19 protein-coding genes and 1 pseudogene are annotated in these 21,583 nt (G+C 74.0%); 12 read left to right on the top strand and 8 right to left on the bottom strand.

Features of this window, described 5'->3' with window-relative positions; all coding sequences use genetic code 11:
• Positions 1-3: 3 nt before the first annotated feature.
• Together CLV70_RS25925 and CLV70_RS25920 are read right to left on the bottom strand one after the other, a co-directional pair.
• Entirely contained in the window at positions 4-1,764 is a 1,761-nt protein-coding gene (locus CLV70_RS25925; RefSeq protein ID WP_425440223.1) for an ATP-binding protein, read from the bottom strand.
• 63 nt (positions 1,765-1,827) lie between these two features.
• Positions 1,828-2,553 (bottom strand): pyrimidine reductase family protein, encoded by a 726-nt coding sequence (locus CLV70_RS25920; protein ID WP_106129197.1) that lies wholly within the window; start codon positions 2,551-2,553, stop codon positions 1,828-1,830.
• 188 nt (positions 2,554-2,741) lie between these two features.
• On the opposite strand from CLV70_RS25920, the gene CLV70_RS25915 reads away from it, so the two are divergent.
• The 3 genes from CLV70_RS25915 (at position 2,742) to CLV70_RS25905 (ending at position 5,831) form a co-directional block, all read left to right on the top strand.
• Positions 2,742-3,758 carry a LacI family DNA-binding transcriptional regulator gene (locus CLV70_RS25915; RefSeq protein ID WP_106129196.1) on the top strand — a complete coding sequence of 339 codons (1,017 nt, stop codon included), beginning with the start codon at positions 2,742-2,744 and terminating at the stop codon, positions 3,756-3,758.
• 149 nt (positions 3,759-3,907) lie between these two features.
• Positions 3,908-4,669, top strand: a complete 762-nt coding sequence (locus CLV70_RS25910; protein ID WP_106129195.1) for an ACT domain-containing protein — start codon at positions 3,908-3,910, stop codon at positions 4,667-4,669.
• Positions 4,670-4,760: 91 nt separating this feature from the next.
• Positions 4,761-5,831: a GNAT family N-acetyltransferase gene (locus CLV70_RS25905; protein ID WP_106129194.1), complete on the top strand. Its 1,071-nt coding sequence runs from the start codon at positions 4,761-4,763 to the stop codon at positions 5,829-5,831.
• 156 nt (positions 5,832-5,987) lie between these two features.
• On the opposite strand, the gene CLV70_RS25900 is transcribed toward CLV70_RS25905, so the two are convergent.
• The 3 genes and pseudogenes from CLV70_RS25900 to bioB form a co-directional block, all read right to left on the bottom strand.
• Positions 5,988-6,491 (bottom strand): GNAT family N-acetyltransferase, encoded by a 504-nt coding sequence (locus tag CLV70_RS25900; RefSeq protein WP_106129193.1) that lies wholly within the window; start codon positions 6,489-6,491, stop codon positions 5,988-5,990.
• Between the two features lie 22 nt (positions 6,492-6,513).
• Positions 6,514-6,687: pseudogene (gene bsaP, locus CLV70_RS25895) on the bottom strand (biotin synthase auxiliary protein BsaP); the annotation flags it as partial.
• 11 nt (positions 6,688-6,698) lie between these two features.
• The gene (gene bioB / locus CLV70_RS25890; protein ID WP_106129191.1) at positions 6,699-7,694 is read right to left on the bottom strand and encodes a biotin synthase BioB; all 996 of its coding nucleotides are present in this window, start codon (positions 7,692-7,694) and stop codon (positions 6,699-6,701) included.
• Between the two features lie 97 nt (positions 7,695-7,791).
• Between bioB and CLV70_RS25885 the strand changes: the two genes are divergently transcribed.
• The 3 genes from CLV70_RS25885 (at position 7,792) to CLV70_RS25875 (ending at position 11,279) form a co-directional block, all read left to right on the top strand.
• Positions 7,792-8,928 carry an 8-amino-7-oxononanoate synthase gene (locus tag CLV70_RS25885; RefSeq protein WP_106129190.1) on the top strand — a complete coding sequence of 379 codons (1,137 nt, stop codon included), beginning with the start codon at positions 7,792-7,794 and terminating at the stop codon, positions 8,926-8,928.
• Positions 8,929-9,200: 272 nt separating this feature from the next.
• Positions 9,201-9,908 (top strand): dethiobiotin synthase, encoded by a 708-nt coding sequence (gene bioD / locus CLV70_RS25880; RefSeq protein WP_106129283.1) that lies wholly within the window; start codon positions 9,201-9,203, stop codon positions 9,906-9,908.
• Between the two features lie 81 nt (positions 9,909-9,989).
• Positions 9,990-11,279 (top strand): hemolysin family protein, encoded by a 1,290-nt coding sequence (locus CLV70_RS25875; protein ID WP_211303880.1) that lies wholly within the window; start codon positions 9,990-9,992, stop codon positions 11,277-11,279.
• On the opposite strand, the gene CLV70_RS25870 is transcribed toward CLV70_RS25875, so the two are convergent.
• Both CLV70_RS25870 and CLV70_RS41245 read right to left on the bottom strand, forming a co-directional pair.
• Positions 11,276-13,720 carry a glycoside hydrolase family 65 protein gene (locus CLV70_RS25870; RefSeq protein ID WP_245908460.1) on the bottom strand — a complete coding sequence of 815 codons (2,445 nt, stop codon included), beginning with the start codon at positions 13,718-13,720 and terminating at the stop codon, positions 11,276-11,278. The genes CLV70_RS25875 and CLV70_RS25870 overlap by 4 nt on opposite strands.
• The gene (locus CLV70_RS41245) at positions 13,713-15,119 is read right to left on the bottom strand and encodes a PfkB family carbohydrate kinase (RefSeq protein ID WP_245908459.1); all 1,407 of its coding nucleotides are present in this window, start codon (positions 15,117-15,119) and stop codon (positions 13,713-13,715) included. The genes CLV70_RS25870 and CLV70_RS41245 overlap by 8 nt, the downstream gene beginning before the upstream one ends.
• A gap of 147 nt (positions 15,120-15,266) precedes the next feature.
• Between CLV70_RS41245 and CLV70_RS25850 the strand changes: the two genes are divergently transcribed.
• From CLV70_RS25850 to CLV70_RS25840, 3 genes are all read left to right on the top strand, one after another.
• The gene (locus CLV70_RS25850; RefSeq protein ID WP_106129188.1) at positions 15,267-15,845 is read left to right on the top strand and encodes a GAF domain-containing protein; all 579 of its coding nucleotides are present in this window, start codon (positions 15,267-15,269) and stop codon (positions 15,843-15,845) included.
• 431 nt (positions 15,846-16,276) lie between these two features.
• Positions 16,277-17,164, top strand: a complete 888-nt coding sequence (locus CLV70_RS25845) for a diacylglycerol/lipid kinase family protein (protein ID WP_245908458.1) — start codon at positions 16,277-16,279, stop codon at positions 17,162-17,164.
• A 150-nt stretch (positions 17,165-17,314) separates the two neighbouring features.
• A complete protein-coding gene (locus CLV70_RS25840) occupies positions 17,315-17,527 on the top strand; it encodes a hypothetical protein (protein WP_106129186.1) in 213 nt (70 codons plus the stop codon).
• A 121-nt stretch (positions 17,528-17,648) separates the two neighbouring features.
• Here the strand turns inward: CLV70_RS25840 and CLV70_RS25835 are convergent, their stop codons facing one another.
• Positions 17,649-18,773 (bottom strand): MBL fold metallo-hydrolase, encoded by a 1,125-nt coding sequence (locus tag CLV70_RS25835; RefSeq protein ID WP_106129185.1) that lies wholly within the window; start codon positions 18,771-18,773, stop codon positions 17,649-17,651.
• A gap of 116 nt (positions 18,774-18,889) precedes the next feature.
• Between CLV70_RS25835 and CLV70_RS25830 the strand changes: the two genes are divergently transcribed.
• The 3 genes from CLV70_RS25830 to CLV70_RS25820 are packed head-to-tail and all read left to right on the top strand — an operon-like array spanning position 18,890 to position 21,581.
• The gene (locus CLV70_RS25830) at positions 18,890-19,468 is read left to right on the top strand and encodes an LURP-one-related family protein (RefSeq protein WP_106129184.1); all 579 of its coding nucleotides are present in this window, start codon (positions 18,890-18,892) and stop codon (positions 19,466-19,468) included.
• A 35-nt stretch (positions 19,469-19,503) separates the two neighbouring features.
• Positions 19,504-20,988, top strand: coding sequence for a deoxyguanosinetriphosphate triphosphohydrolase family protein (locus tag CLV70_RS25825; RefSeq protein ID WP_106129183.1), 1,485 nt, complete (start codon positions 19,504-19,506; stop codon positions 20,986-20,988).
• A 38-nt stretch (positions 20,989-21,026) separates the two neighbouring features.
• Positions 21,027-21,581 carry a hypothetical protein gene (locus tag CLV70_RS25820; RefSeq protein WP_106129182.1) on the top strand — a complete coding sequence of 185 codons (555 nt, stop codon included), beginning with the start codon at positions 21,027-21,029 and terminating at the stop codon, positions 21,579-21,581.
• Positions 21,582-21,583: the final 2 nt, after the last annotated feature.

Raw genomic sequence — 21,583 nt, 5'->3', positions numbered from 1 at the left:
ACCCTAGAACGGAATGTCGTCGTCCGACGAACCGCCGCGGCCGCCCACGACGGCGAACGGGTCGACGCCCTGCACCATCGAGCGCATGGCGCCGGCCGGCGGTGGCCCGGACTCGGATTTGCGGGTCGCCCAGGCCGGGAAGGGGAACTCGACGCAGAGCGGCACCGGGATGTCGGGCTGGTTGACGAACATCGTGCCGGGCCGGGCCAGCAGGGCACGCTGGCGCATGGCCGGGGGCAGGAAGCCGTACTCCGGGCGGGAGGCCTCCGCCGGGTCGAGGCGGCCGACCACCCGGATGGCCGAGTTGGTGACGATGCGGCGCTCGACCTCGCTCGCGGTCTGCTGCGCGCCGATCAGGATCACGCCCAGCGAGCGGCCCCGCTCGGCGATGTCCAGCAGCACCTCCTTGATCGGCGAGGAGCCCTCGCGGGGTGCGTACTTGTTGAGCTCGTCGAGGACCACGAACAGCAGCGGCCGGCCGGTGCCGGACTTCTCCTTGTCGTCGAACTCGGTCTTGAGCGTCACGCCGACCACGAAGCGCTGCGCGCGGTCCGGAAGGTTGTGCAGGTCGACGACGGTGACCTGGGCACTCTCCGCGGTCTTGATCTGATGCGGGCGGCGGGCCGCCAGGTCGCCCCGGATCAGCCGGGACAGATCGCGCTTGCTGCCGATCAGGCGCCGGGCGAACGCGTTGACCGTGCCCATGTTGACCGCGCTGCCCGCCCACGTCGACCGGGTCTCGTCGTCGGTGAGCTGGTCCACCACGTGGTCGACGAGATCACCGTACGACCCGAGGCGCCGGCCGTCGATGCTGATGCCGCCCTCGGCCGCCACGGCATGCCGGGCGAGGTGCGCGGTGACCGAGTGCACCACCATCGTGTACTGCTGGCGCTCGTCGTCGGCGTCCGCGAACACGTACGGCAGAAGCCGGTTGGCGCAGAACTCCTCGAGCGTCCAGTAGAAGCTGTCCACCCCGGTGAGCCGACTGTTCACGTCGGGCGCCCCGGACGAGTCGCCGGCCCGCGGCGGCGCGTAGACCCGCACGTCGGGGAACGCCGAGGCGGGCAGCCCGAGCAGCTTGTAGTTCGCCGTGGTGGCGTCGTCGAGCTTGGTGTTCTCGTGGTCGAGGAAGAGCAGGTCCTCGCCCTTGACGTTGAAGATCAGCGCCCGCGCGTTGGTGCCGTCGGCGCCCAGCGCCCCCGAGCGGAACACCGAGTAGAGCAGGAACGTGGCGAAGCTGGTCTTGGTCGCGACGCCCGAGATGCCGGAGATCGACACGTGCGCGCCCCGGGTGCCGTCGAGGAAGTCGGCGTTGAGGAACACCGGGACGCCGTCGCGGCCGGTGCCCATCGGGACCCGGCGCTCCATCCGGTCGAAGTGCAGCGCCGCGTCGCGGGCCGCGCCGGACGCCCGGTGCACGACCGCCCCCGGCGCCGGCGGGACGTAGAGCTCGGGGTCGACGCGGGTGGTGGTGATCTCCGCCGCCTCCTGCACCAGCGCGGGCAGCGTCCCCTCGGCGATCGCGAACACGTCGGAGTCGAACTGCGCGCCCTCGTGCCGCGCGCGCACCTGGGTGACCACGCCGGCGATCTTCACCGGCTCGCGGTCGGGCAGGTCGCGGCTGGTCACGACCACGTCGTCGAGCTGCAGGTAGCTGCCCGGCGTCACCGCCGTCCAGAACTGCAACGGGGTGGCGTCGGCGGTCCCGAGGACCCGGCCGACCGGCTCGCTGACTTCGACTGCTTCGTCTGACACGCCGATCATGTTGCACCAGACGTATGACACTTGTCGGACGCGGTGTCGGTTGGCACAGGTTGTCCACAACTTCTAGGGGTCATCCACAGGGTTGTCCACAACTTGTGGGCCGCTGCGGGCGTACCGGAGGAAAAGCAGGTCGTCCTCGGCCACGACGCCGCGCAGGACCATCCGCCGGGGCGGGCCCTCCGGGCCGGCCGCGATCCGGCCGGCGGCACCGCCGGTGAGCAGGGGCGAGACGGTGAGACAGACCTCGTCGACCAGGTCGGCCGCGATCAGCGCGCCGAACAGCCGCGGGCCGCCCTCGCACAGCACCCGGGTCGCGCCGCGCCGGTGCAGCTCGGCCACCATCGCCGCCAGGTCCACCTCGCCGTCACCCAGCGTGAGGATCTCGGCCACGTCCGCGAGGCCCGGCGGCGGCGTGCTCCCGGACCGGGTCACGACCAGCGGGCGGATCGGCGCGTCCGAGAAGATGAGCTGGTCGGGGTCGAGATCGAGGGAGCCGGAGACGACCACCATCAGCGGAAACTCAGGGAGTCCGCGAGCCCGGCGCCAGGCCCGGCCGGCCTCGTCGAGGCGTAACGCGTCGTAGTGCTCGGCGCGCACGGTGCCGGCCGCCACGACCAGCGCGTCGCACGTCGTACGGAGAAAGTCGAAGATCCGCTTGTCGGCCGGACCACCCAGCGCGCCCGACTTGCCACCCACCGTCACCGCGCCGTCGATGCTGGCGATGAAGTTGACCCGCAGCGTCGGTTCCGCGGCACGCGGGTAGCGTTCCAGCAGCTCTTCGAGGATCATGGCGAGGCCGGGCCGGTCACCGGCGGCGTGGGCTCGACCGGGCGGTGCTGGCAGTCACACCAGGAGCCGCCCTTGCAGTCCTCGTGGCGTCGCTCGCGGCAGGCGCGGCAGATCATGCCGCAACCCTATGCGCTCCGGCGGCCCGACCGGGCAGGACACGGACCGTACGGCAGGAGAATAATGCGCCCATGACCAGGCAGCCCGTCCGTTCGCCGGGACGCCCGACGCTGGACGCCGTCGCGGCGCGCGCCGGCGTGGGCCGCGGCACGGCCTCCCGCGTCCTGAACGGGTCCTCGCAGGTCAGCCCGCAGGCCAAGGCCGCCGTCGAGGCGGCCATCACCGAGCTCGGCTACGTGCCCAACCGCGCCGCGCGGTCGCTGGTCACCCAGCGCACCGACTCGGTGGCGCTGGTCGTCTCCGAGTCCCAGGAACGGGTCTTCGGCGAGCCCTTCTTCGCCGGGGTGCTGCGCGGGATCAACGCCGCCCTGCTGGAGACGCCGCTGCAGCTCTGGCTGGCCATGGCCGCCTCGGCCGGGCAGCGCGAGCGCGTCGAGTTCCACCTCACCGACCAGCACGTCGACGGCGTGCTCCTGCTCTCCCTGCACGACGAGGACCCGCTGCCCCAGGTGCTGCGCGAGCGCGGCATGCCGTTCGTCCTCGGCGGGCGGCCGGCCAACCCGCACCCGGAGGACTACTTCGTAGACGTCGACAACGCCGCCGGCGCGCGCAAGGCGGTGGAATACCTGCTCGCCGCCGGGGGCCGCCGGGTCGCGACGGTGGCCGGCCCGCAGGACATGGAGGTGGGCCGGGCCCGGCTGGCCGGTTACCGCGCCGCGGTGCCCGGCCCCGGCCTGATCGAGTACGGCGACTTCAGCGAGCGGGGCGGCGCCGAGGCGATGCGCGCCGTGCTGGCCCGCGAGCCGGACGTCGACGCCGTCTTCGCCGCCTCCGACCTGATGGCCAGCGGCGCGCTGCGGGTGCTGCGCGAGTCCGGCCTGCGGGTGCCCCAGGACGTGGCGCTGGTCGGCTTCGAGGACGCCCCCGTCGCCCGGCAGTGCGAGCCGCCGCTGACCACGGTGCACCAGCCCGTCGAGGAGATGGGCCGGCGCATGGCCGAGCTGCTCGTCAGCCGCATCCGCCGGGAGCCGGTCGAGAATTCACACGTTCTGCTCGACACCCACCTGGTCCGTCGCGCCTCCGCCTGACCCGTCCTGGCCTGGGTCTCATTCGGGGCAATTCCCGGCGTCTTGACGGCCGGGACACGGCGGCGCAACGGTGGCGAAACGCCGCTCGGTCACGCTGGACGCCATCGGGCCGGCATCGCCGTGCCGGCCGCCCGGACGGGAGGAGTTGCATGTTGTTGCGGGTACGGGTCACTCTGCCGGACCGCCCGGGTGCCCTCGGCCAGGTCGCGCGCACGCTGGGCGTCGCCGGAGCCGACATCGTCCAGGTGGTGGTGCTGGAGCGGCTCGGCGGCCGGGCCGTCGACGACTTCACCGTCGTCTGGCCGGGCGCGTCCCGCGTCGAACGGCTCCTCGCCGGCCTGGCCGCCATCCCGGGCGTGCAGGTCGACGGCGTGTGGAAGGCCATCGGCGCGCCGGTGTCCGGTGGCCACGACGCCGAACTGCTCGCCCAGGTCGCCGCCAACCCGGCCGACGGGCTCGCCACCCTGGTCGACGCCGTGCCGGGGCTGCTGGCCGCCGACTGGGCCGCCGCCGCCGTGGTGCCCGCCGACTGGGCCGCGCGCAGCGCCGCACCCCGGCCCCTGCCGGCCGACGAACCGTCGCTGCGCCTGCCGATCGGCAGCGAACCCTCGGTCGCGTACGCGAGCTGGCGCGCGCCGTCCCCGCTGCGACTGCCGGAGGTCACCCCGCTGCGGGCCCGCCCGCTGACCGGCCCGGACAGCACCCGGTACGCGGTCGCCCCGTTCGGCCGCGCCGGACTGGTGCTGGTCGTCGCCCGCCCGGCCGACGCGGAGCTGCCCGCCGCGGCGTTCCACATCACCGAGGTCGACCGGGTCGCGCAGCTGGTCCGCGCCGCCGCGGTGATCCTCGGCGACCGGCTCGATCGCGCCGGTGTGCCACCGGTCGCATCGGCTGTGATTGAACCCTCATAGTTTTCGCAGCTCAAGCAATGTGCAGGTAACACCGGCGCGGGACGCTTAAATTCGGTTCAGGCGACTCGATCCGGAAGGGAAGTGCCGGCCCATGGCGCTGTGGCGGATCCGAGCGACGGTCGACGACCGCCCGGGCTACCTCTCGGTGCTCACGGCGAGCCTCGCGCTCCGCTCGGTCAACATCCTCGCCGTCCAGGTGCACACGACCGAGGGCGGCGCCGTGGACGACTTCCTCGTCGACGCCCCGGACACCATGTCCGAGCGGGAGTTGCAGTCCGCGATCGCGCGGGGCCGCGGCCGCGACGCGTTCGTCACCCGGGCCGAGGCCCAGGGGCTCGCCGACCAGCCCACCCGGGCCCTCGCCCTGGCCGGCCGGCTCGTGCACGACCCCGACGCGCTGGGTGAGGCCCTGGTCTCGCTGCTGGACGCGGCCGAGGTCCGCTGGCGCCCGGCCGGGGCGGTGGTGCTGCACGGCTTCGACGAGCAGCACATGACGCTGATCGACCCGGCCGGCGGCACCTACGAGGTGGTGCGCCCCGCGCCCGCGTTCACCCCGGCGGAGTACGCGCGGGCCCAGGCGCTGGTCGAGGTGAGCGGGGCCGTCCTGCGCCGCGCGGTCGAACAGACCACCCTGCTCCTCCCGGACGGCGCCGAGCTGCTGGTGCGTGAGGCGACGGGCGACGACGCCGAGAACGTACGCCGGCTGCACGAGCGCAGCTCCGCACAGACTCTGACCCGGCGCTACCTCGGCGGCGCGCAGGCCCCGTCGGACGCCCGACTGCGCCGGATGCTCGAGCCGGCCTCCGGCATCACCCTGCTGGCGGCGCACCTCGACCCGGCGACGGGCGAGGAGAGCGTGGTGGCGGTGGCCACGCTGCTCACCGAGGGCGACCTCGGCGAGGCGGCCCTGCTGGTCGAGGACGCGTGGCAGCGCCGCGGCATCGGCACGGCCCTGCTGCGCCGGCTGAGCACCTGGGCGGCCCGGACGGACCTGGAAGCGGTCGTGGCCCACGTCGGCGCCGACAACGTGGCGATGCTGCGGACCCTGCGCCGCCTCGGCGTGACAGGCCCGAGCGAGCGCGACGGCACGGTCCTGAGCTTCACGCTGCGCACGGGCGGCCGCCGCACGGCCGCCTCGGAGACTCCTGCCACCTCCGGGTGACGGGTGAGAGCGGCGGCGGCGGGCTCCCGGGCCCGCCGCCGCCGATGGGTAGCCGGCTCCGGCCCGCTGTGGGCGCCGCCGCCGTAGGTGCCGCGTGCCTCGCACGACGGTCGCCCGGCAAGGTCGCCGGGTGGGCAGCCCCGCTGACGGCGGGGGTCAGCGGATCAGGTCGGCCGCCAGGAGGTCCATCAGCAGGCCGTCGTGCCAGGTGCCGTCCGGGCCGCGCTCGTACTGCCGCATGATGCCGACCGGGCGGAAGCCGGCCTTCGCGTAGCAGCGGATCGCCGCGGTGTTGTCGGCTGCCGGGTCGATCACCAGGCGGTGGAAGCCCTCGTCGTCGATCAGGTGGGCGGCCAGGGTGCGGACGGCGTCCGTGCCGGCGCCGCGGCCGTGGACCGACGGGTCGAGGAAGATGTCGATGCTCGCGTGGCGGTAGTCCGGGTCCTGCTCCGCCGACCACTGGATCGCGCCGACGACGCGGTCCGCCAGCAGCACGGCGTAGTAGCGCAGGTCCGGGTCCACGAGGGACTCCCGGGTCTCGGCCGCGAGGTCGCCGCCGCCCCAGCGGGCCCGGACCTCGGGCTTCTCCCGTACGGCGACCAGCGCCGCCACGTCGTCCTCCGTCGCGGGGCGCAGCGTCACCACCGCGCCCCGGAGCACGCGCCCCGGACCCCCGGGCGGGTCAGGAGTGGCGGGCACCGTGCTCGACGCAGGTGGCCGTCCAGCCCGTCGGCACCACCTGCACCCTCATCCGGCGGCGGCAGTCGGGGCAGTAGCGCGGCGGCTCCAGGCGGCGGGCCTCCGCGCACGCGCTGTGGTCGCCCTCGCCGGCCGCCTCGCCGCACCGGTCGCAATACCCGAGGAGGGTCACAGCGTCGCCGACAACGCCTTGACCGGCATCTTCAGCTCCTTGAGCAGCTCCAGGTCGGCCGTCGCGGGGCGACCCAGCGTGGTCAGGTAGTTGCCCACGATCACCGCGTTGATGCCGCCGAGCAGGCCCTCCTTCGTACCCAGGTCGCCCAGCGTGATCTCGCGGCCCCCGGCGTACCGGAGAATGGTCTTGGGCATCGCCAGGCGGAACGCCGCGATGGCGCGCAGCGCGTCCTTGCCCTCCACGACCGGGCGATCGCCGAGCGGGGTGCCGGGACGCGGGTTGAGGAAGTTGAGCGGCACCTCGTGCGGGTCGAGCTCGGCGAGCTGGGCGGCGAACTCGGCGCGCTGCTCGACCGTCTCGCCCAGGCCGAGGATGCCGCCGCAGCAGACCTCCATGCCGGAGTCGCGGACCATCCGCAGCGTGCCCCAGCGCTCCTCCCACGAATGGGTGGTCACAACGTTCGGGAAGTACGACTTGCAGGTCTCGAGATTGTGGTTGTAGCGGTGCACGCCCATCGCCACGAGCTCGTCGACCTGCTCCTGCGTGAGCATGCCGAGGCTCGCCGCGACCTGGATGTCGACCGCCGCCCTGATCGCCGCGACGCCCTCGCGCATCTGGGCCATCAGGCGCTGGTCCGGCCCGCGCACGGCGGCCACGATGCAGAACTCCGTGGCGCCCGTCGCGGCGGTCTGCTTGGCCGCCTCCACCAGCGACGGGATGTCCAGCCACACCGAGCGGACCGGCGACGTGAACAGGCCCGACTGGGAGCAGAAGTGGCAGTCCTCGGGGCAGCCGCCGGTCTTCAGCGAGACGATGCCCTCGACCTCGACCTCCGGGCCGCACCAGGCCATCCGCACCTCGTGCGCCAGCTGGAGCAGGGCCGGCAGGTCCTCGTCGGGCAACCGCAGCACCTCGAGGATGCCGGCCTCGTCGAGCCCGGCACCGTCGGTCAGCACCCGGGCCCGGGCCCGGTCGAGGATCTCTGGCATGCCCGTACCCTACAAGGCATTCCGGGCCGGGAGGGTGTCGGCGATGAGTGATAGTTTCCCCGGCGAAACGGTCGGATCGGTGATTGCGGGGGACGCGGTGACGGGCTGGCAGGACGCGCTCGAGCGCCAGTCCCTCGCGCGCGCCAAGGCCGGGTTGACCCGCACGCTGCGGCCCCGCGCCGCCGGCGACGCCGTCGTCGACCTGGCCGGCAACGACTATCTCGGCCTGGCGGTCCATCCCGAGGTCGTCGAGGCCGCGGTCGGGGCACTGCGGGCGTACGGGCTGGGCGCCACCGGTTCGCGGCTCGTCCGCGGCTCCACGGAGGCGCACGCGGCGCTGGAGACGGACCTGGCGGAATGGCTGGGCTTCCCCCGCGCGCTGGTGTATTCCTCGGGCTTCCTCGCCAACCTCGGCGCGATCCGGGCGCTGGCGGGCCCCGGCACCCTGCTGATCTCCGACCGCTACAACCACGCCTCGCTGATCGACGGCTGCAAGTCCTCCGGCGCCGAGGTCGTGGTGGCCCCGCACGCCGACCCGGCGGCCCTCGCCGCGCTCCTCGCCGCCCACCCCGGCCGCGAGGTGGTGTATGTCACGGAGTCGGTCTTCTCCGTCGACGGCGACCTGGCCCCGCTGGCCGACCTGCACGCGGTCACCTCGGCGCACGGCGCGCTGATGCTGGTCGACGACGCCCACGCCCTGGGCGTGCTCGGCCCCGAGGGCGCGGGCGGCGTGGCGGCGGCCGGGCTGTCCGGCGCCCCGGACGTGGTCGTGACGGCGACGCTGTCGAAGGCGCTGGGCGGCGCCGGTGGCGTCATCGCGGGCCCGGAGCCGCTGGCCCGGCACCTGATCGACACCGGGCGCACGTTCATCTACGACACGGCCCCGCCGCCGTCCGTCGTGGCCGGGGTGGGTGCCGCCCTCCGGCTCGCCCGCCGGGCCGACGACCGCCGCGCGCTGCTGACGACCCGGGCCGATGCGACCGTACGCCGGCTGCACGCGGCCGGCTTCACGACACCCGCCCCGGCGGCGGCCGTGCTGTCGGTCCCCGCCCCGGGCCCGGAGGCGGCGCTGGCCTGGGCGGCGGACTGCCGCGACCGCGGGGTGGCCGTGGGCTGCTTCCGGCCACCGTCCACCCCGGACGGCTCGTCGCGGCTGCGGCTCACCCTGAACGCGGGCATCGCGGCGGAGGACTTCGAACGGGCTTTGGACGTGATCGCGGAGTGCGCACCATGACGACCGGCGACGACCGGACCCCCGACCCGCCCGATCCCGGGGCGGCCCCGCCCACCCACGGCCACCAACCGGCCGCGCCCGGGCCGGCCGCTCCACCGGCCGCCGCTCCACCAGCCGCCGCCGCCGAGCCAGCCGCCGCCAGGCCGGCCTACGCCGCTGAGCCGGGCGCCGCTGCGGACGAGCCGGCCTCCGCTGCCGCGCCGGGCACCGCCCCCGCCGAGCCGGCGCCCGCGGTCCGGCCGCGGCCCGTCGAGCCGGGCGAGTGGCGGGGCATCGTGCTGGTGACCGGCACCGACACCGACGTCGGCAAGACGATCGTCACCTCGGCCGTGGCCGCCGCCGCCCAGGCCGCCGGGCTGCGGGTGGCCGTGATCAAGCCGGGTCAGTCCGGCACCGCCGACGGCGGCCCCACCGACATCGACCGGGTGACCCGCCTCGCCGCGCCGCACACGTGCCGCACGCTGGCCTCCTACCCCGAGCCGCTCGCGCCCCTTGCCGCGGCCCGGGTCGCCGGAATGGCGCCGCTGGAGCTGTACGAGGTCGTCGACGTCATCCGCGCCGAGGCGGCCAAGCACGACCTCGTCCTCGTCGAGGGGGCCGGCGGGCTGCTGGTGCCGATGGGCGTACGCCCGTCCGGCCAGCCGTGGACGGTGGCCGACCTCGCGACCACGCTGGGTGTGCAGACGCTCGTGGTGACGCGCGCCGGGCTCGGCACCCTGAACCACACGGCGCTGACCCTGGAGGCGCTCGACCGGCGGGGCGTACCGGCGAAGGTGGTGCTCGGCGCGTGGCCCGCCGAGCCCGAGCTGGTGCACTGGGCCAACCTCACGGAGCTGGTGCCGTACCTGGTCGGGGCCCTGCCGGACGGCGCCGGCCAGATGGACCCGGGCGTCTTCCAGCGGTCCGCCCCGGGCTGGCTGACCCCGGCCCTGTACGGCGTCCTCGACGACTGGCGGGTCTGGGCCGACGAGGTGAGCTGACGGCCCGGCGCCGCGCGACGGTGACCGTGTGTCGCTAGCGTGGGGGGATCGTGATCCGTACGGCGAGGGACTGGGGCTGGCGTGGATGGCATAGGCGGGCAGGTGGTGCTCGTGCTGGTGCTCGTACTGGTGAACGCCGCGTTCTCCGGCAGTGAGATGGCCCTGGTGTCCTTGCGGGACAGCCAGCTGCACAAGCTGGAGCGGACGTCGAAGGCCGGCCGCGTGCTGGGCCGGCTGACCCGGGACCCGAACCGGTTCCTGGCCACCATCCAGATCGGCATCACGCTGGCCGGCTTCCTCGCGTCCGCGGCCGCCGCCGTGTCGCTGTCCGAGCCGCTGATCGAGCCGCTCGGGTTCCTCGGCGCCGCCGCCCGGCCGACCGCGATCGTGCTGGTCACCATCGCGCTGACGTTCGTCACGCTGGTCATCGGGGAACTGGCGCCGAAGCGGATCGCGATGCAGCGTACGGAAGGATGGGCCCTGCTGGTCGCCCGCCCGCTGGACCTGCTCTCGACGATCTCGCGGCCGGCGGTCTGGCTGCTCTCCGCCGCCACCGACCTGGTGGTACGCCTCGCCGGCGGCGACCCGCGCGCCCAGCGCGAGGAGGTCAGCACCGAGGAGATCCGCGACATGGTCGCCGCGCAGCAGGACTTCTCCGCCGAGCAGCGCACGATCATCTCCGGGGCGTTCGAGATCGCCGACCGGATCCTGCGGGAGATCCTCGTGCCGCGCCGCGACGTGCTGTCCCTGGCCACCGGGCTGCGCTCGCGCGACGCCCTCGGCCAGCTCATCGCGGGCGGCCACTCGCGGGCGCCGGTCGTCGGGCCGGCCGGTCTCGACGACGTCATCGGCGTGGTGCACCTGCGGGATCTCGTCGGCGCGGAGGGGCCGGTCGACGCCGTGGCCCGGCCCGGGCTGTTCCTGCCCGAGACGCTGCGGGTCTCCGACGCGCTGCGCCAGATGCGCCTGGAACGCCAGCAGCTGGCCATGGTCGTGGACGAGCGCGGCGCCATCGACGGCATCGTCACGATGGAGGACCTGGTCGAGGAGATCGTCGGCGAGATCTACGACGAGACCGACCGGGACGTGGCCGCGGTGGTCAAGGAGGCCGACGGCGCCCTGCTCATGCCCGGCTCCTTCCCGATCCACGACCTGCCCGACATCGGCTTCGCGGGCGACGTACCGGACGAGGGCGACTACACCACGGTCGCGGGCCTCGTGCTGGCCGCGCTCGGGCACATCCCCACCGGGCCCGGCGAGACCGTCACGCTGCCCGAGTTCACCGCCGAGGTCGTCGAGGTCACCGGGCGGGCGATCACCCGGGTCCGGCTGCGGGCCCTGCCGCGCGAGGACCACGACCCCGAGGATTAGGTACGCCGTTGCGGCGGGCGCGGCGACGGCGGGGCGGGCCGGTTCTCCGCCGGTGCCGGCGGCATGACCCGGGTCTCGCCCGCGGCCACGGTGAGCGGTGAGCCGTGGTGGTGGAAGGTCAGATCGGCACCGCTGACCGCGTACGTGACCCGGGTGTGCTCGACCGTGACCCGCAGCCTGCTCTCGCGCCACCGGAGGCTGAAGCGGAGCCGGGGCAGGCGCTCCGGCAGGCGCGGCGCGAAGGACAGGTGGCCGTCGTGGTCGCGGAGCCCGCCGAAGCCCTGCACCAGCGCGATCCAGGCGCCCGCGCAGGCGGCGATGTGCAGGCCGTCGCCGCTGGCCTCGCCGCCGGAACGCAGGTCGAGCAGGGCCGCCTCCGCGGCGTAGTCGTACGCCAGCTCCAGGTGGTCGGTCTCGGCGGCCAGCACGGCCTGCGCGGGTGCCGACAACGACGAGTCCCGCACCGTACGGGCCTCGTAGTAGGCGAAGTTGCGCCGCTTCTCCTCGGCGCTGAAGGCGTCGCCGCGCAGCATCATGGCGAGCACCACGTCCGCCTGCTTCACCACCTGGCGGCGGTAGAGGTCGAGGTACGGGTAGTGGAGCATCAGCGGGTAATCCTCGTCCCCGGTGGCGAAGTCCCACTCCTCGAGCCGGGTGAAGCCGCTGTGCTGCTCGTGCACGTCGCGCTTGGCCGCGTACGGGATGAAGAGTCGCCGGGCCGCCGACCGCCAGGCGCCGATCTCGTCCGCGGTGACGCCCGGCGCGCCGAGCCGCTCGGCGGCGTCGGCGGCACCCAGCAGATTGGACTGCGCCATCAGGTTGGTGAAGAGGTTGTCGTCGACCAGGGCGGTGTACTCGTCCGGCCCGGTGACGCCGTCGATGTGCACGACCCCCTCGTCGTCGGCGTGGGTGATCCAGTTCCACAGGCGGGCGGTCTCCACCAGGATCTCCAGCCCCGCCTCGCGCAGGAAGTCCTCGTCGCCGGTCGCGGCGACGTAGCGCAGCACCGCGACGGCGATGTCGGCGTTGACGTGCAGGGCCGCCGTCCCCGCCGGCCAGTATCCCGAGCATTCCGGGCCACCGATCGTCCGCCACGGGTACGCCGCCCCGGCGAGCCGCAACTCCCGGGCGCGCCGCCGGGCCGCGTCCAGGGTGGCGTGCCGCCAGCGCAGGGCCGGCCCGACGCACGCCGGATGGGTGTACGTGAGCACCGGCAGCACGAAGGTCTCGGTGTCCCACAGCACGTGGCCGTCGTAGCCGTTGCCGGTCAGCCCCTTGGCCGCGATCGGATGCGGGCCGGCCTGCGCGCCGGCCTGGAGGACGTGGAACAGGCCGAAACGTACGCCCTGCTGCACCTCGGGGTCGCCGTCCAGCTCGACGTCCGCGGTCGCCCAGAAGTCGTCCAGGTACTCGCGTTGCCGTTCGAGCAGGCCGTCGAAGCCGAGGCGTACGGCCTCGTCGCGGGCGGCGAGCGCGTTGTCCACAGGCTCCGCCACGCCCCACGCGTATGCGAGAAACTTGTCGAGCCGCAGCGGTACGCCGGGCTCCAGGGTGGTGCTGACCAGCGCCCGGATGCGGTCCGGTTCGGACGACGTCGTGAAGGGAGGGCCCACGTGGGCGACGGCCGAGGCCACCTCGATGCCGCTGCGCCGGGTGCGGTGCAGCAACGCGTCCGGCGTGTGCGACAGCGGCTCCAGCGGGGCGTCGAGCACCGCCGAGGCCCGCGGATCGTCGCGCTGATCCGGCTGCTCCTCGTTGGCGAGCAGGTCCGAGTCGATCCGGATCCGCACCGGCCGGTCCAGCGCCTCGACCTCGTAGCGGATCGCGGCGACCGACGGCAGCGGAAAGGACACGACCCGCACGCTGCGGATCCGCACGGCAGCCCCGGCCGGCGACACCCACTCGACGTCGCGGCTCAGGGTGCCCGCCCGCAGGTCGAGCCGCCGCCGATGATGCCGCACCGTCCCGGCGAGGATGTCGAACCGCTCGTCGTCCACGGTGAGGCTGATCAGCTTGCCGTTGGGAGCGTCGACGATCGTCTGGGTACGCTCCGGAAAGCCGTAGCCGGCCTCGGGGTATGGCAGGTCGCGCTCCTCGAGCAGCGAGTTGAGATAGGTGCCGGGCATGCCGCAGGGCGAGCCCTCGTCGAGGTTGCCGCGCAGCCCGATGTGCCCGTTGGCGAGCGCGAAGACGGACTCGGCCTGCCGGAGCACCGACGTGCTCCCCTCGGACGGGCCGCCTGCGTCCGGGCCGTTCGCATCCGGGCCGTTCGCGTCCGGGCCGCCGCCGGTCGGGCCGCCGCCGGTCGGGCCGCCGCCGGTCGGGCCGCCGCCGGTCGGGCCGCCGCCGGCTGCGTCCGGGCCGGGGGTGGCCGGTCTGAGCTTGTCGGGCAGGCCGGTCTCGGTGATCGTCCACGGCTCCGCGGGTCCCAGGTCACTCACCGGCGAGCTCCCGCACGCGCTTCTCCAGGTCCCCCGGCCGCAGATCGGGCCGCCCACCGGCATGCCCGACCGTCGCCCCGGACGCCGCCACGGCCCAGCGCGCGGCGGTCGCGGGATCCTCGCCCCGCAGCAGCGCCGCCGTCAGCGCCGCCGTGAAGGCATCCCCGCCGCCGGTGGTGTCGACCACCCGCTCGTCGGTGAGCGGCAACCGCAGATGACCGTCCCGCCACACGAAGAGGTTCCCGCCCTCGACCCCGAACGCCACCAACCGCGGCCCCCGCTCCAACAGCCGCCGGGCGTTGTCCACGGTGGGCGCCTCCCCCAGCAGCAACGTCGCCTCCTGCTCATCGGCCCGCACCACATCGGCAAACGCCAGCACGTCGCCACCCATCACGCCCCCGTCCCCCACCACGCCGCCCTTCCCCCCTGCCCGCCCGCTGTCCACTTCTCCACGCCCACCACTCCCACCCGCCGATCCGCCACCCTCTCCCGCACCGCCGCCACTTCCGCCCAGCCACACGCCGGCGCCGTCACCGCCCGGCCGCGCCCCGCCGCCGTCCCCGCCCGGCTGTGTCCCGCTCTGGCCCCCACCGCCGCTGCTTGGCCGTGCGCTGCTCTCTCCCGTGCCACCGCCGCTTTCATCCGGCCGTGCGCTGCCCTGTTGCTCACCGCCGCCGTCACCGCCCGGCCGCCGGCCCCCTTGCCCGCCGCCGGCCCCGCCCGGCCGTCCGCAGCTCTCTTCCCCGCTGCCGGCCCCGCCCGGCCGTCCGCGGCCCTCTTCCCCGCCGCCGGCCCCGCCCGGCCGTCCGCGGCCCTCTTCCCCGCTGCCGGCTCCGCTCGGCCGTCTGCCTTTTTCTGCGTCGTTCTCCTTCGCGGGGGTGGGTTCGGCGGGTGGGGGCACGCCGTCGAGGACGACCAGGGCGCCCGCGTGGTGGCCGATGCGGGCGGCGGTCAGGGCCGCCTCCGGGGGCTGTTGCAGCTGCACGAGGACGGCGTGGGCGGATTCGAGCACCCCGCGCGCCGCCTCGACGTCGTGTGCGGTCAGCAGCACGGCCTCCGGGAGGTGCTGGACGTAGCGCCACCTGCCATCGGCGTCGAGGAGTTCGACGATCAGGCCGGTCAGCGCGCCGGGGCGGCGTACCACCTGGGTGACGTCGATGCCGTCGCGGCGGGCCTGGTCGAGCAGGACGTCGCCGATGACGTCCTCGCCGGCCACGGCGACGAGGCGGGGGCGCACCCCGAGCCGGGCGAGCGCCACCGCCTGATTGGCGCCCTTGCCGCCGAGCTGCTCACGCCGCGCCGTGGCGTCGCCGGCGGTTCCGGGGCCGGGGACGGCGTCGACGGACAGGACGAGATCGCGGGCGAGTTGCCCGACCACGGCCGCTACCGGAGTGTTCACGGTGATCCAGTACCCGACAGAATGTGCGACATTCCCGCTCCCGGGCGCCATCACGGCGATTTGCCGTCGTTCAGGCATTGCGGCCGCCCCCGGAAGTTTCACTAGGCTCGGAGTCACCAAGAGTGATCAATACGTGAGGTGATATCCGTGACGAACAGCAGCCCGGTGTCCGGCGACGCCTACGAATACCTCGACACCATCAGCCCCGACGAGCAGCGCCGCCTCGACGCGGTGCGCCGGTACCGCCTCGTGGACCAGCCGGTCGAGGACGCGTACGACCGCATCGCGTACGTGGCCGGCGCCATCTTCGACACCCCGATCGCGACGGTGTCCCTGGTCGAGCGGGACAGGGTGTGGCTCGCGGCGTGCCAGGGCCTGACCGGCGTCCGCGAGGTGGGCAAGGAGCCGGGCCTCTGCGCGTCGGTGATCGCCCAGGACGACGTGTACGTGATCAACAACGCGTCGGTGGACCCCCGCACCCTGGAACACCCGCTGGTACGCGGCGAGCTCGGGCTGCGGTTCTACGCGGCGGCCCCGATCCGCACCCACGACGGCTACCGCCTGGGCACGGTCAACGTGATCGACAACCGCCCCCGCGAGGCGACGGCACGCCAGCTGAAGGCCCTCGAGCACCTGGCGTCGATGGTCTCGGACGAGCTCGAACTCCGCCTGATGGTGATCCGCAGCGCCGCGGCCGAGCAGCGCATGCGCGAAACCGTCAGCTGAACACCCAAGAGCCGGCACCGCACGGTGCGGGGCCCGGCGCGGCACCACACAACGCCGGCACGGGCAACCCAGCGGCGGGCGCCCCCTGAGGCAGGCGGCCCAGCGGCGGCCCGGGGCGGACGGCCCGACAGGGACAGCCCCGCGCAGGCGGCCCGGGGCGGGCGGCCCGGCCTGGAGCCGGCGGCCCGGCCTGGAGCCGGCGGCCCGGCCTGGAGCCGGCGGCCCGGCCTGGAGCCGGCGGCCCGGCCTGGAGCCGGCGGCCGCGCGGGTGGCCCGGGCAGGCGGCCCGGGGCGGGCAACCCCGAGGGGGCGACTCCGCCGGGGACGGCCCCGGCGCGGGCAGCCCCGGCACGGACGGCCCCGGCGCGGGACGCTTCAGAAAATGCGGGATCGGGTATCGGCCGGGTATGCGGACTCCACGGAAAGTCGCTGTGGTCGCCCATCAGCGCAAGACTCTTGGGGGCGGGCTCGATGAGCTGCGCCGGCGGATCACCGATGAGGGTGTCGAGGATCTGCTCTGGTTCGAGGTGCCGAAGAGCAAGAAGGCGCCCAAGCAGGTGCGCCGCGCCCTGAAGGAGCGGCCCGATCTGCTCGTGGTGTGGGGTGGCGACGGCATGGTGCAGCGGACCCTGGATGCGATCGCCGGGGCCAAGGGCGGGCCGAAGGTGCCCGTCGGCATCATTCCGGCCGGCACCGCGAACCTGCTCGCCACGAACCTGGGCGTGCCCGACGACCTGGCCGGCGCGGTGGATGTCGCGTTCCGCGGGCGGCGGCACCGGCTGGATCTCGGCGTGCTGAACGGCGAGCATTTCGCGGTCATGGCCGGGATCGGGTTCGACGGTGCGATGATCCATGATGCCGACGGGAAGCTGAAGGATCGGCTGGGCAAGATGTCGTACGTGTGGACCGGTCTTCGCCACCTCGACGACAACGCGCCCAAAGCGAGGATCAAGGTGGACGGCACCGACTGGTTCAAGGATGACGCGAGCTGCGTGCTCGTCGGGAACGTCGGCACGATCACCGGGGGCATCACGGCGTTCGACGACGCCAAGCCGGACGACGGGTGGCTGGACGTCGGGGTCGCCACGGCGCGGGGGGCCGCGCAGTGGGCGCGGACCATGGGGCGGATGGCGGTCGGGCGGTCCGACGAGTCGCCGTTCGTGCACATGACCCGGGCGCGGCGCATCGACGTGAAGCTGGGTGAGCCGTTGACGTACGAGCTGGACGGTGGCTCGCGCGGCGCCGTCAAGAAGATCCGCGTGGAGGTGGCGCCGGCCGCTGTCAAGGTCTGTGTCCCACGGCAACGATCGGATACCTGACACTTCCGTCCGTACCCTGAATCGCCATTTGTCAGGCTTTAAGCATGTATATCCGCTGGTAGTGGTCGGTTGCCGCCCCCAGACTGAGTCCAGTCCGGCATCGCTACGACTCTCCAGGGGGTTCGCATGACGTACCACCAGAGTTCCGCAGTGAGCGTCGCCACGGTGGTCACCGCCGCCACCGTAATCATGATCGGCTACCGGGTCGGGCGGGCCCACGCGGCTTGGCGGGATCTGCGCGCAGCGAAGCGCGACGTTCCCGCGAAGCGGAAGATCGCCTGGGGCCACACCCGGCCGCTGCTCCTGGGCGCATTGTTCCTGCTGGCCACCATGGTAGCCGCGGCGTACGACGCCGGGCACTGAACCTTCACCGCAGGACGAGGCCGGCGCGACGCCGGGCCGGCCTCGATGTCACGCCGAGAAGAGCGGGTTGACGCACGCCGGCCGCAAGGGCTGCGGCCGGCGTGCGTCAACCCATCGAGCCCTACAGCTGCTGCCACCAGCCGTCGACCGGCGGCGGGTTGTCCACGTCGACGCGCTCGCCCGGGCGGGGCACCGCGAGCCGCACGTCGCGGGCCTTCGCCTCCGCCCAGGCACGGTCGGCCGGCTCCGTCCAGTCGTGCAGCGCCAGGTTGAACGTGGCCCAGTGCACCGGGATCATCACCCCGCCGCGGACGTCCACGTGGGTGGCCACGCCGTCCTCCGGCACCATGTGGATGTCCGGCCAGGACTCGTTGTACGCGCCGATCTGCACGAGCGTCGCGTCGAACGGGCCGTGCTCCTCGCCGATCGCGGCGAAGCCGGGGAAGTAGCCGGTGTCGCCGGAGTAGAACACCTTGCGCTGCGGCCCGGCGATCACCCAGGACGCCCACAGCGTCCCGTCGCGGGAGAAGCCCCGGCCCGAGAAGTGCCGCGCCGCGGTGGCGATGAACTCGACGCCCGCCACGGTGGCGCGCTCGTCCCAGTCGAGCTCGATGATCCGGGTCGGCGGCACGCCCCAGCGCTCGAGGTGCGCGCCGATGCCGAGCGGCACCAGGAACGGCGCGGCCTGGAGGTCGACCAGGTTGCGGATCGTCTCCATGTCGAGGTGGTCGTAGTGGTCGTGCGAGATCAGCACGGCGTCGATCGGCGGCAGCGACCGCAGCGGCACTGGCGGCTCGTGCAGGCGCTTCGGGCCCTGGAGCCGCGACGGTGAACAGCGCTCGCTCCACACCGGGTCGACCAGCACCCGCCGGCCCTCGATCTCGATCAGCGCGGAGGAGTGGCCGTACCAGGTCACGTAGAGGCCGTCGCCGCCCGTCTCGGGGGTGACCACCGGGATGGGCCCGGCCGGATGCCGGCGCTCGCGGCCGGTCAGGGTGGCCGCCAGGATCCGCGGCATCGACGACGCCGCGAGCATGGTGGCGGGCACCGTGTTGTGGAACTTGCCGTCGGCGAACTGCGGGGAGCGGGCGTAGCGCTCACCGCGCTCGCCGTCCGCCCGGGCGCCGATCCGGCGGGAGCCGATCTGGAGCGGGACGTCGCGGGCGGCCCACACCGCCGCGGCTCCCAGCGCCAGCGCGACCCATGCCGCTGTGCGCCCTCGACGGCCGTTTGCCTGCTTCGCCATGCGCGGGTCCTCCGTGTCAGTTCTGTCCCGGCTGTCAGTCTGACCGGCCACGGGCCCTCACCGCCACCGGGTGCTGTGGATCTCCTCAGGAAGGGGCGCTGTGTCACACTGCGCCCGTGACAGTCGACACTCTTCAAAGTCAGCAGCAGCTCATCGTGCGGCAGCGCGTCCGTTTGATGGTCAATCAGTACGAAGTCCACGCCGTCGCCCCGGACGGGTCGGAAGCGGGCGTGCTCGCCTTCGCCCAGCAGAAGCGGATGGCGTTCAAGGAGCAGGTCACCCTCTACACCGACGACACCAAGTCGACGCCGGTGCTGGGCTTCAAGGCCCGCCAGGTGATCGACCTCGGCGCCACGTACGACGTGACGGACGCCGCCGGCACCCCGATCGGCCTCTTCCGCAAGAACTGGAAGGAGTCGCTGCTGCGCTCGACGTGGCACCTGGAGCAGCCCGGGCACGGCGAGATGATCGGCCGCGAGACCAACATGGCGGTCGCGATCCTGCGCCGGTTCGTGGACTCGCTGTCCTGGCTGCCGTACCACTTCGAGTTCCTGCTCGGCGACCGCCCGGCCTTCTCGGTGGTCAAGAAGTGGGGCCTGCGCGACAAGTACGTCGTGACGATCCACGACCCGCAGCTCGACCGCCGCCTGGTGGCGGCCATGGCCGTGGCCCTCGACGCGCTGCAGGCGCGCTGACGGCCCGGTACCCCGGATGTAATAGCGTCGGGCGCATGGAGGATCTCCGCGCCCGGCGCCTTTTCGGTGACGGCCTCGTCGCCCCCGGCGACCTGGCGGTCAGCCCGTTCCGGGTGGACCGGGACCGGATCGTCAGCTCGCCGTTCTTCGCCCGCCTCGGCGGCGTCACCCAGGTGATCAGCCCCGGCGGGGGCGGCCTGCTGGTGCACAACCGGCTGACCCACAGCCTCAAGGTCGCCTCGGTCGGCCGGGCCATCGCGGAGCGCCTGCTCCGCTCGTACGCGGACACCCTCGAGAAGCTCGGCGGCTGCGACCCGGACGTCGTGGAGGCCGCGGCCCTGGCCCACGACCTCGGGCACCCCCCGTTCGGCCACCTCGGCGAGCGGGTGCTCGACAACCTCGCCCGGCAGCGGCTGCGGCTGCGCGACGGCTTCGAGGGCAACGCCCAGTCGTACCGGATCGTGACGAGCACGGAGATCCGCGGCCAGGCCACGATCGGCCTCAACCTGACGGCCGCCACCCGCGCGGCGATCCTCAAGTACCCGTGGACCCGGCGTACCCACCCGTCGCCGCATCCGCGCTTCCTGGACCCGCCGCCGCGGGGTGCCGCCGCTCCCCCGGACGACCCGGACGGCGGGTCGCTGAAGTTCGGGGCGTACTCCACCGAGGTCGAGGACATGCTCCAGGCGCGGCTGCCCTTCGCGGGCCGGGTGGCGGACTGGCAGCAGACGCCCGAGGCCTCGGTGATGGACACCGCCGACGACATCGCGTACGCGATCCACGACCTGGAGGACGTGCACCGGGTCGGCGTCCTGCAGCAGGGTTCGGTGGCGGCCGAGCTGATGGCGTGGCAGCGCACCTCCTTCTCCGGTACGCCGGACGAGGACCTGGTCGCCCGCCGCCCGGGCAGCTCGATCGAGGCGCTGCGCCGCCAGTTGCACCGCAAGGACGGCTGGGTGGCCGACGACGACGCGTTCGCGGCCGCGGTCGAGCAGGTCCGCGCCGAGCTGGTCGACGGCCTGCTCAGCGCGCCCTTCGACGGCTCGCTGGAGGCGGAGGCCCAGGTCGCCGCGTTCTCGGCGACCTGGACGAAGCGGCTGGTCGACTCGATCGAGGTGACCGAGACCCCGGCGGTGCGCTCGGGTCATGTGCTGCTCGCCCCGGCGCAGTGGCACGAGGTGCAGGTGCTCAAGTTCGTGCAGAACCGGTTCGTGCTGGCCCGCCCCGATCTGGCGCTGCACCAGCGCGGCCAGGCGCGGCTGCTGGGCTCGCTGGTGTCGGCGCTGCTGGACTGGCTGGCCGACCCGGACGAGGCGGAGCGGCTCCCGCGGCGGCTGGGCGACCTGGTGGAACTCGCCGAGATGGAGCTGGGCGAGGGCACCCCGGACCGGTTGGCGCGGGCCCGCGGCCGGGCGGTCATCGACTTCGTCGCCGCGCTCACCGACAGCCAGGCGGTGGCGCTGATGGACGCGCTCTCCGGGCGTACGCGTCAGCTCTGGACCGACGCCTTTGTCCTTTGACTCTGGCGCAACGCCTGCAACGGTGTAAGCATGTAATCATGCGTTACCGCCCACCGTCCGGGACCCGGACCGAGCCGCCACCCGCCGACGACGCCGCGGCCTGGATCACCGGCGCCGCGCCCGACGGCTGGTTCGCCGAGCCGCCCGAGGTCGTCGTCGACCGCGACGAGATCATCATCTGGGGCCGGGTGCCGGCCCCGGGCCTCGCCGCCGACGCCACGGACGCCGACCGCACCGCCGCCCAGGCCGGGCGGATCCACCAGTTCCGCGAGGACAGCCGCGACGACCGGATCCGGGTCGCCCGCCAGGTCGAGCACCGCTACCAGCGCAAGGTCAGCTGGGGCGTGCGCTGCGGCGACACCGACGAGCTCTTCACCCACCTGTCCGCGCCGGTGATGACCCGCCTGCGCCAGCCCGAACGGCGGGTCCTGGACACGCTCGTCGACGCCGGCGTGGCCCGCAGCCGCTCCGAGGCGCTCGCCTGGTGCGTCCGCCTCGTCGGCGAGCACACCGACGAGTGGCTCACCGAGCTGCGCGACGCCCTCACCCGGGTGGCGGACCTGCGCCGGCAGGGGCCCGCGACGCTAGGGTAGGC

It is taken from the genome of Pseudosporangium ferrugineum, from assembly GCF_003002065.1.
Taxonomy (GTDB): domain Bacteria; phylum Actinomycetota; class Actinomycetes; order Mycobacteriales; family Micromonosporaceae; genus Actinoplanes; species Actinoplanes ferrugineus_A.
Note: the sequence above shows the minus strand (reverse complement) of the source record. Positions and strands in the feature narration are given on the sequence as shown.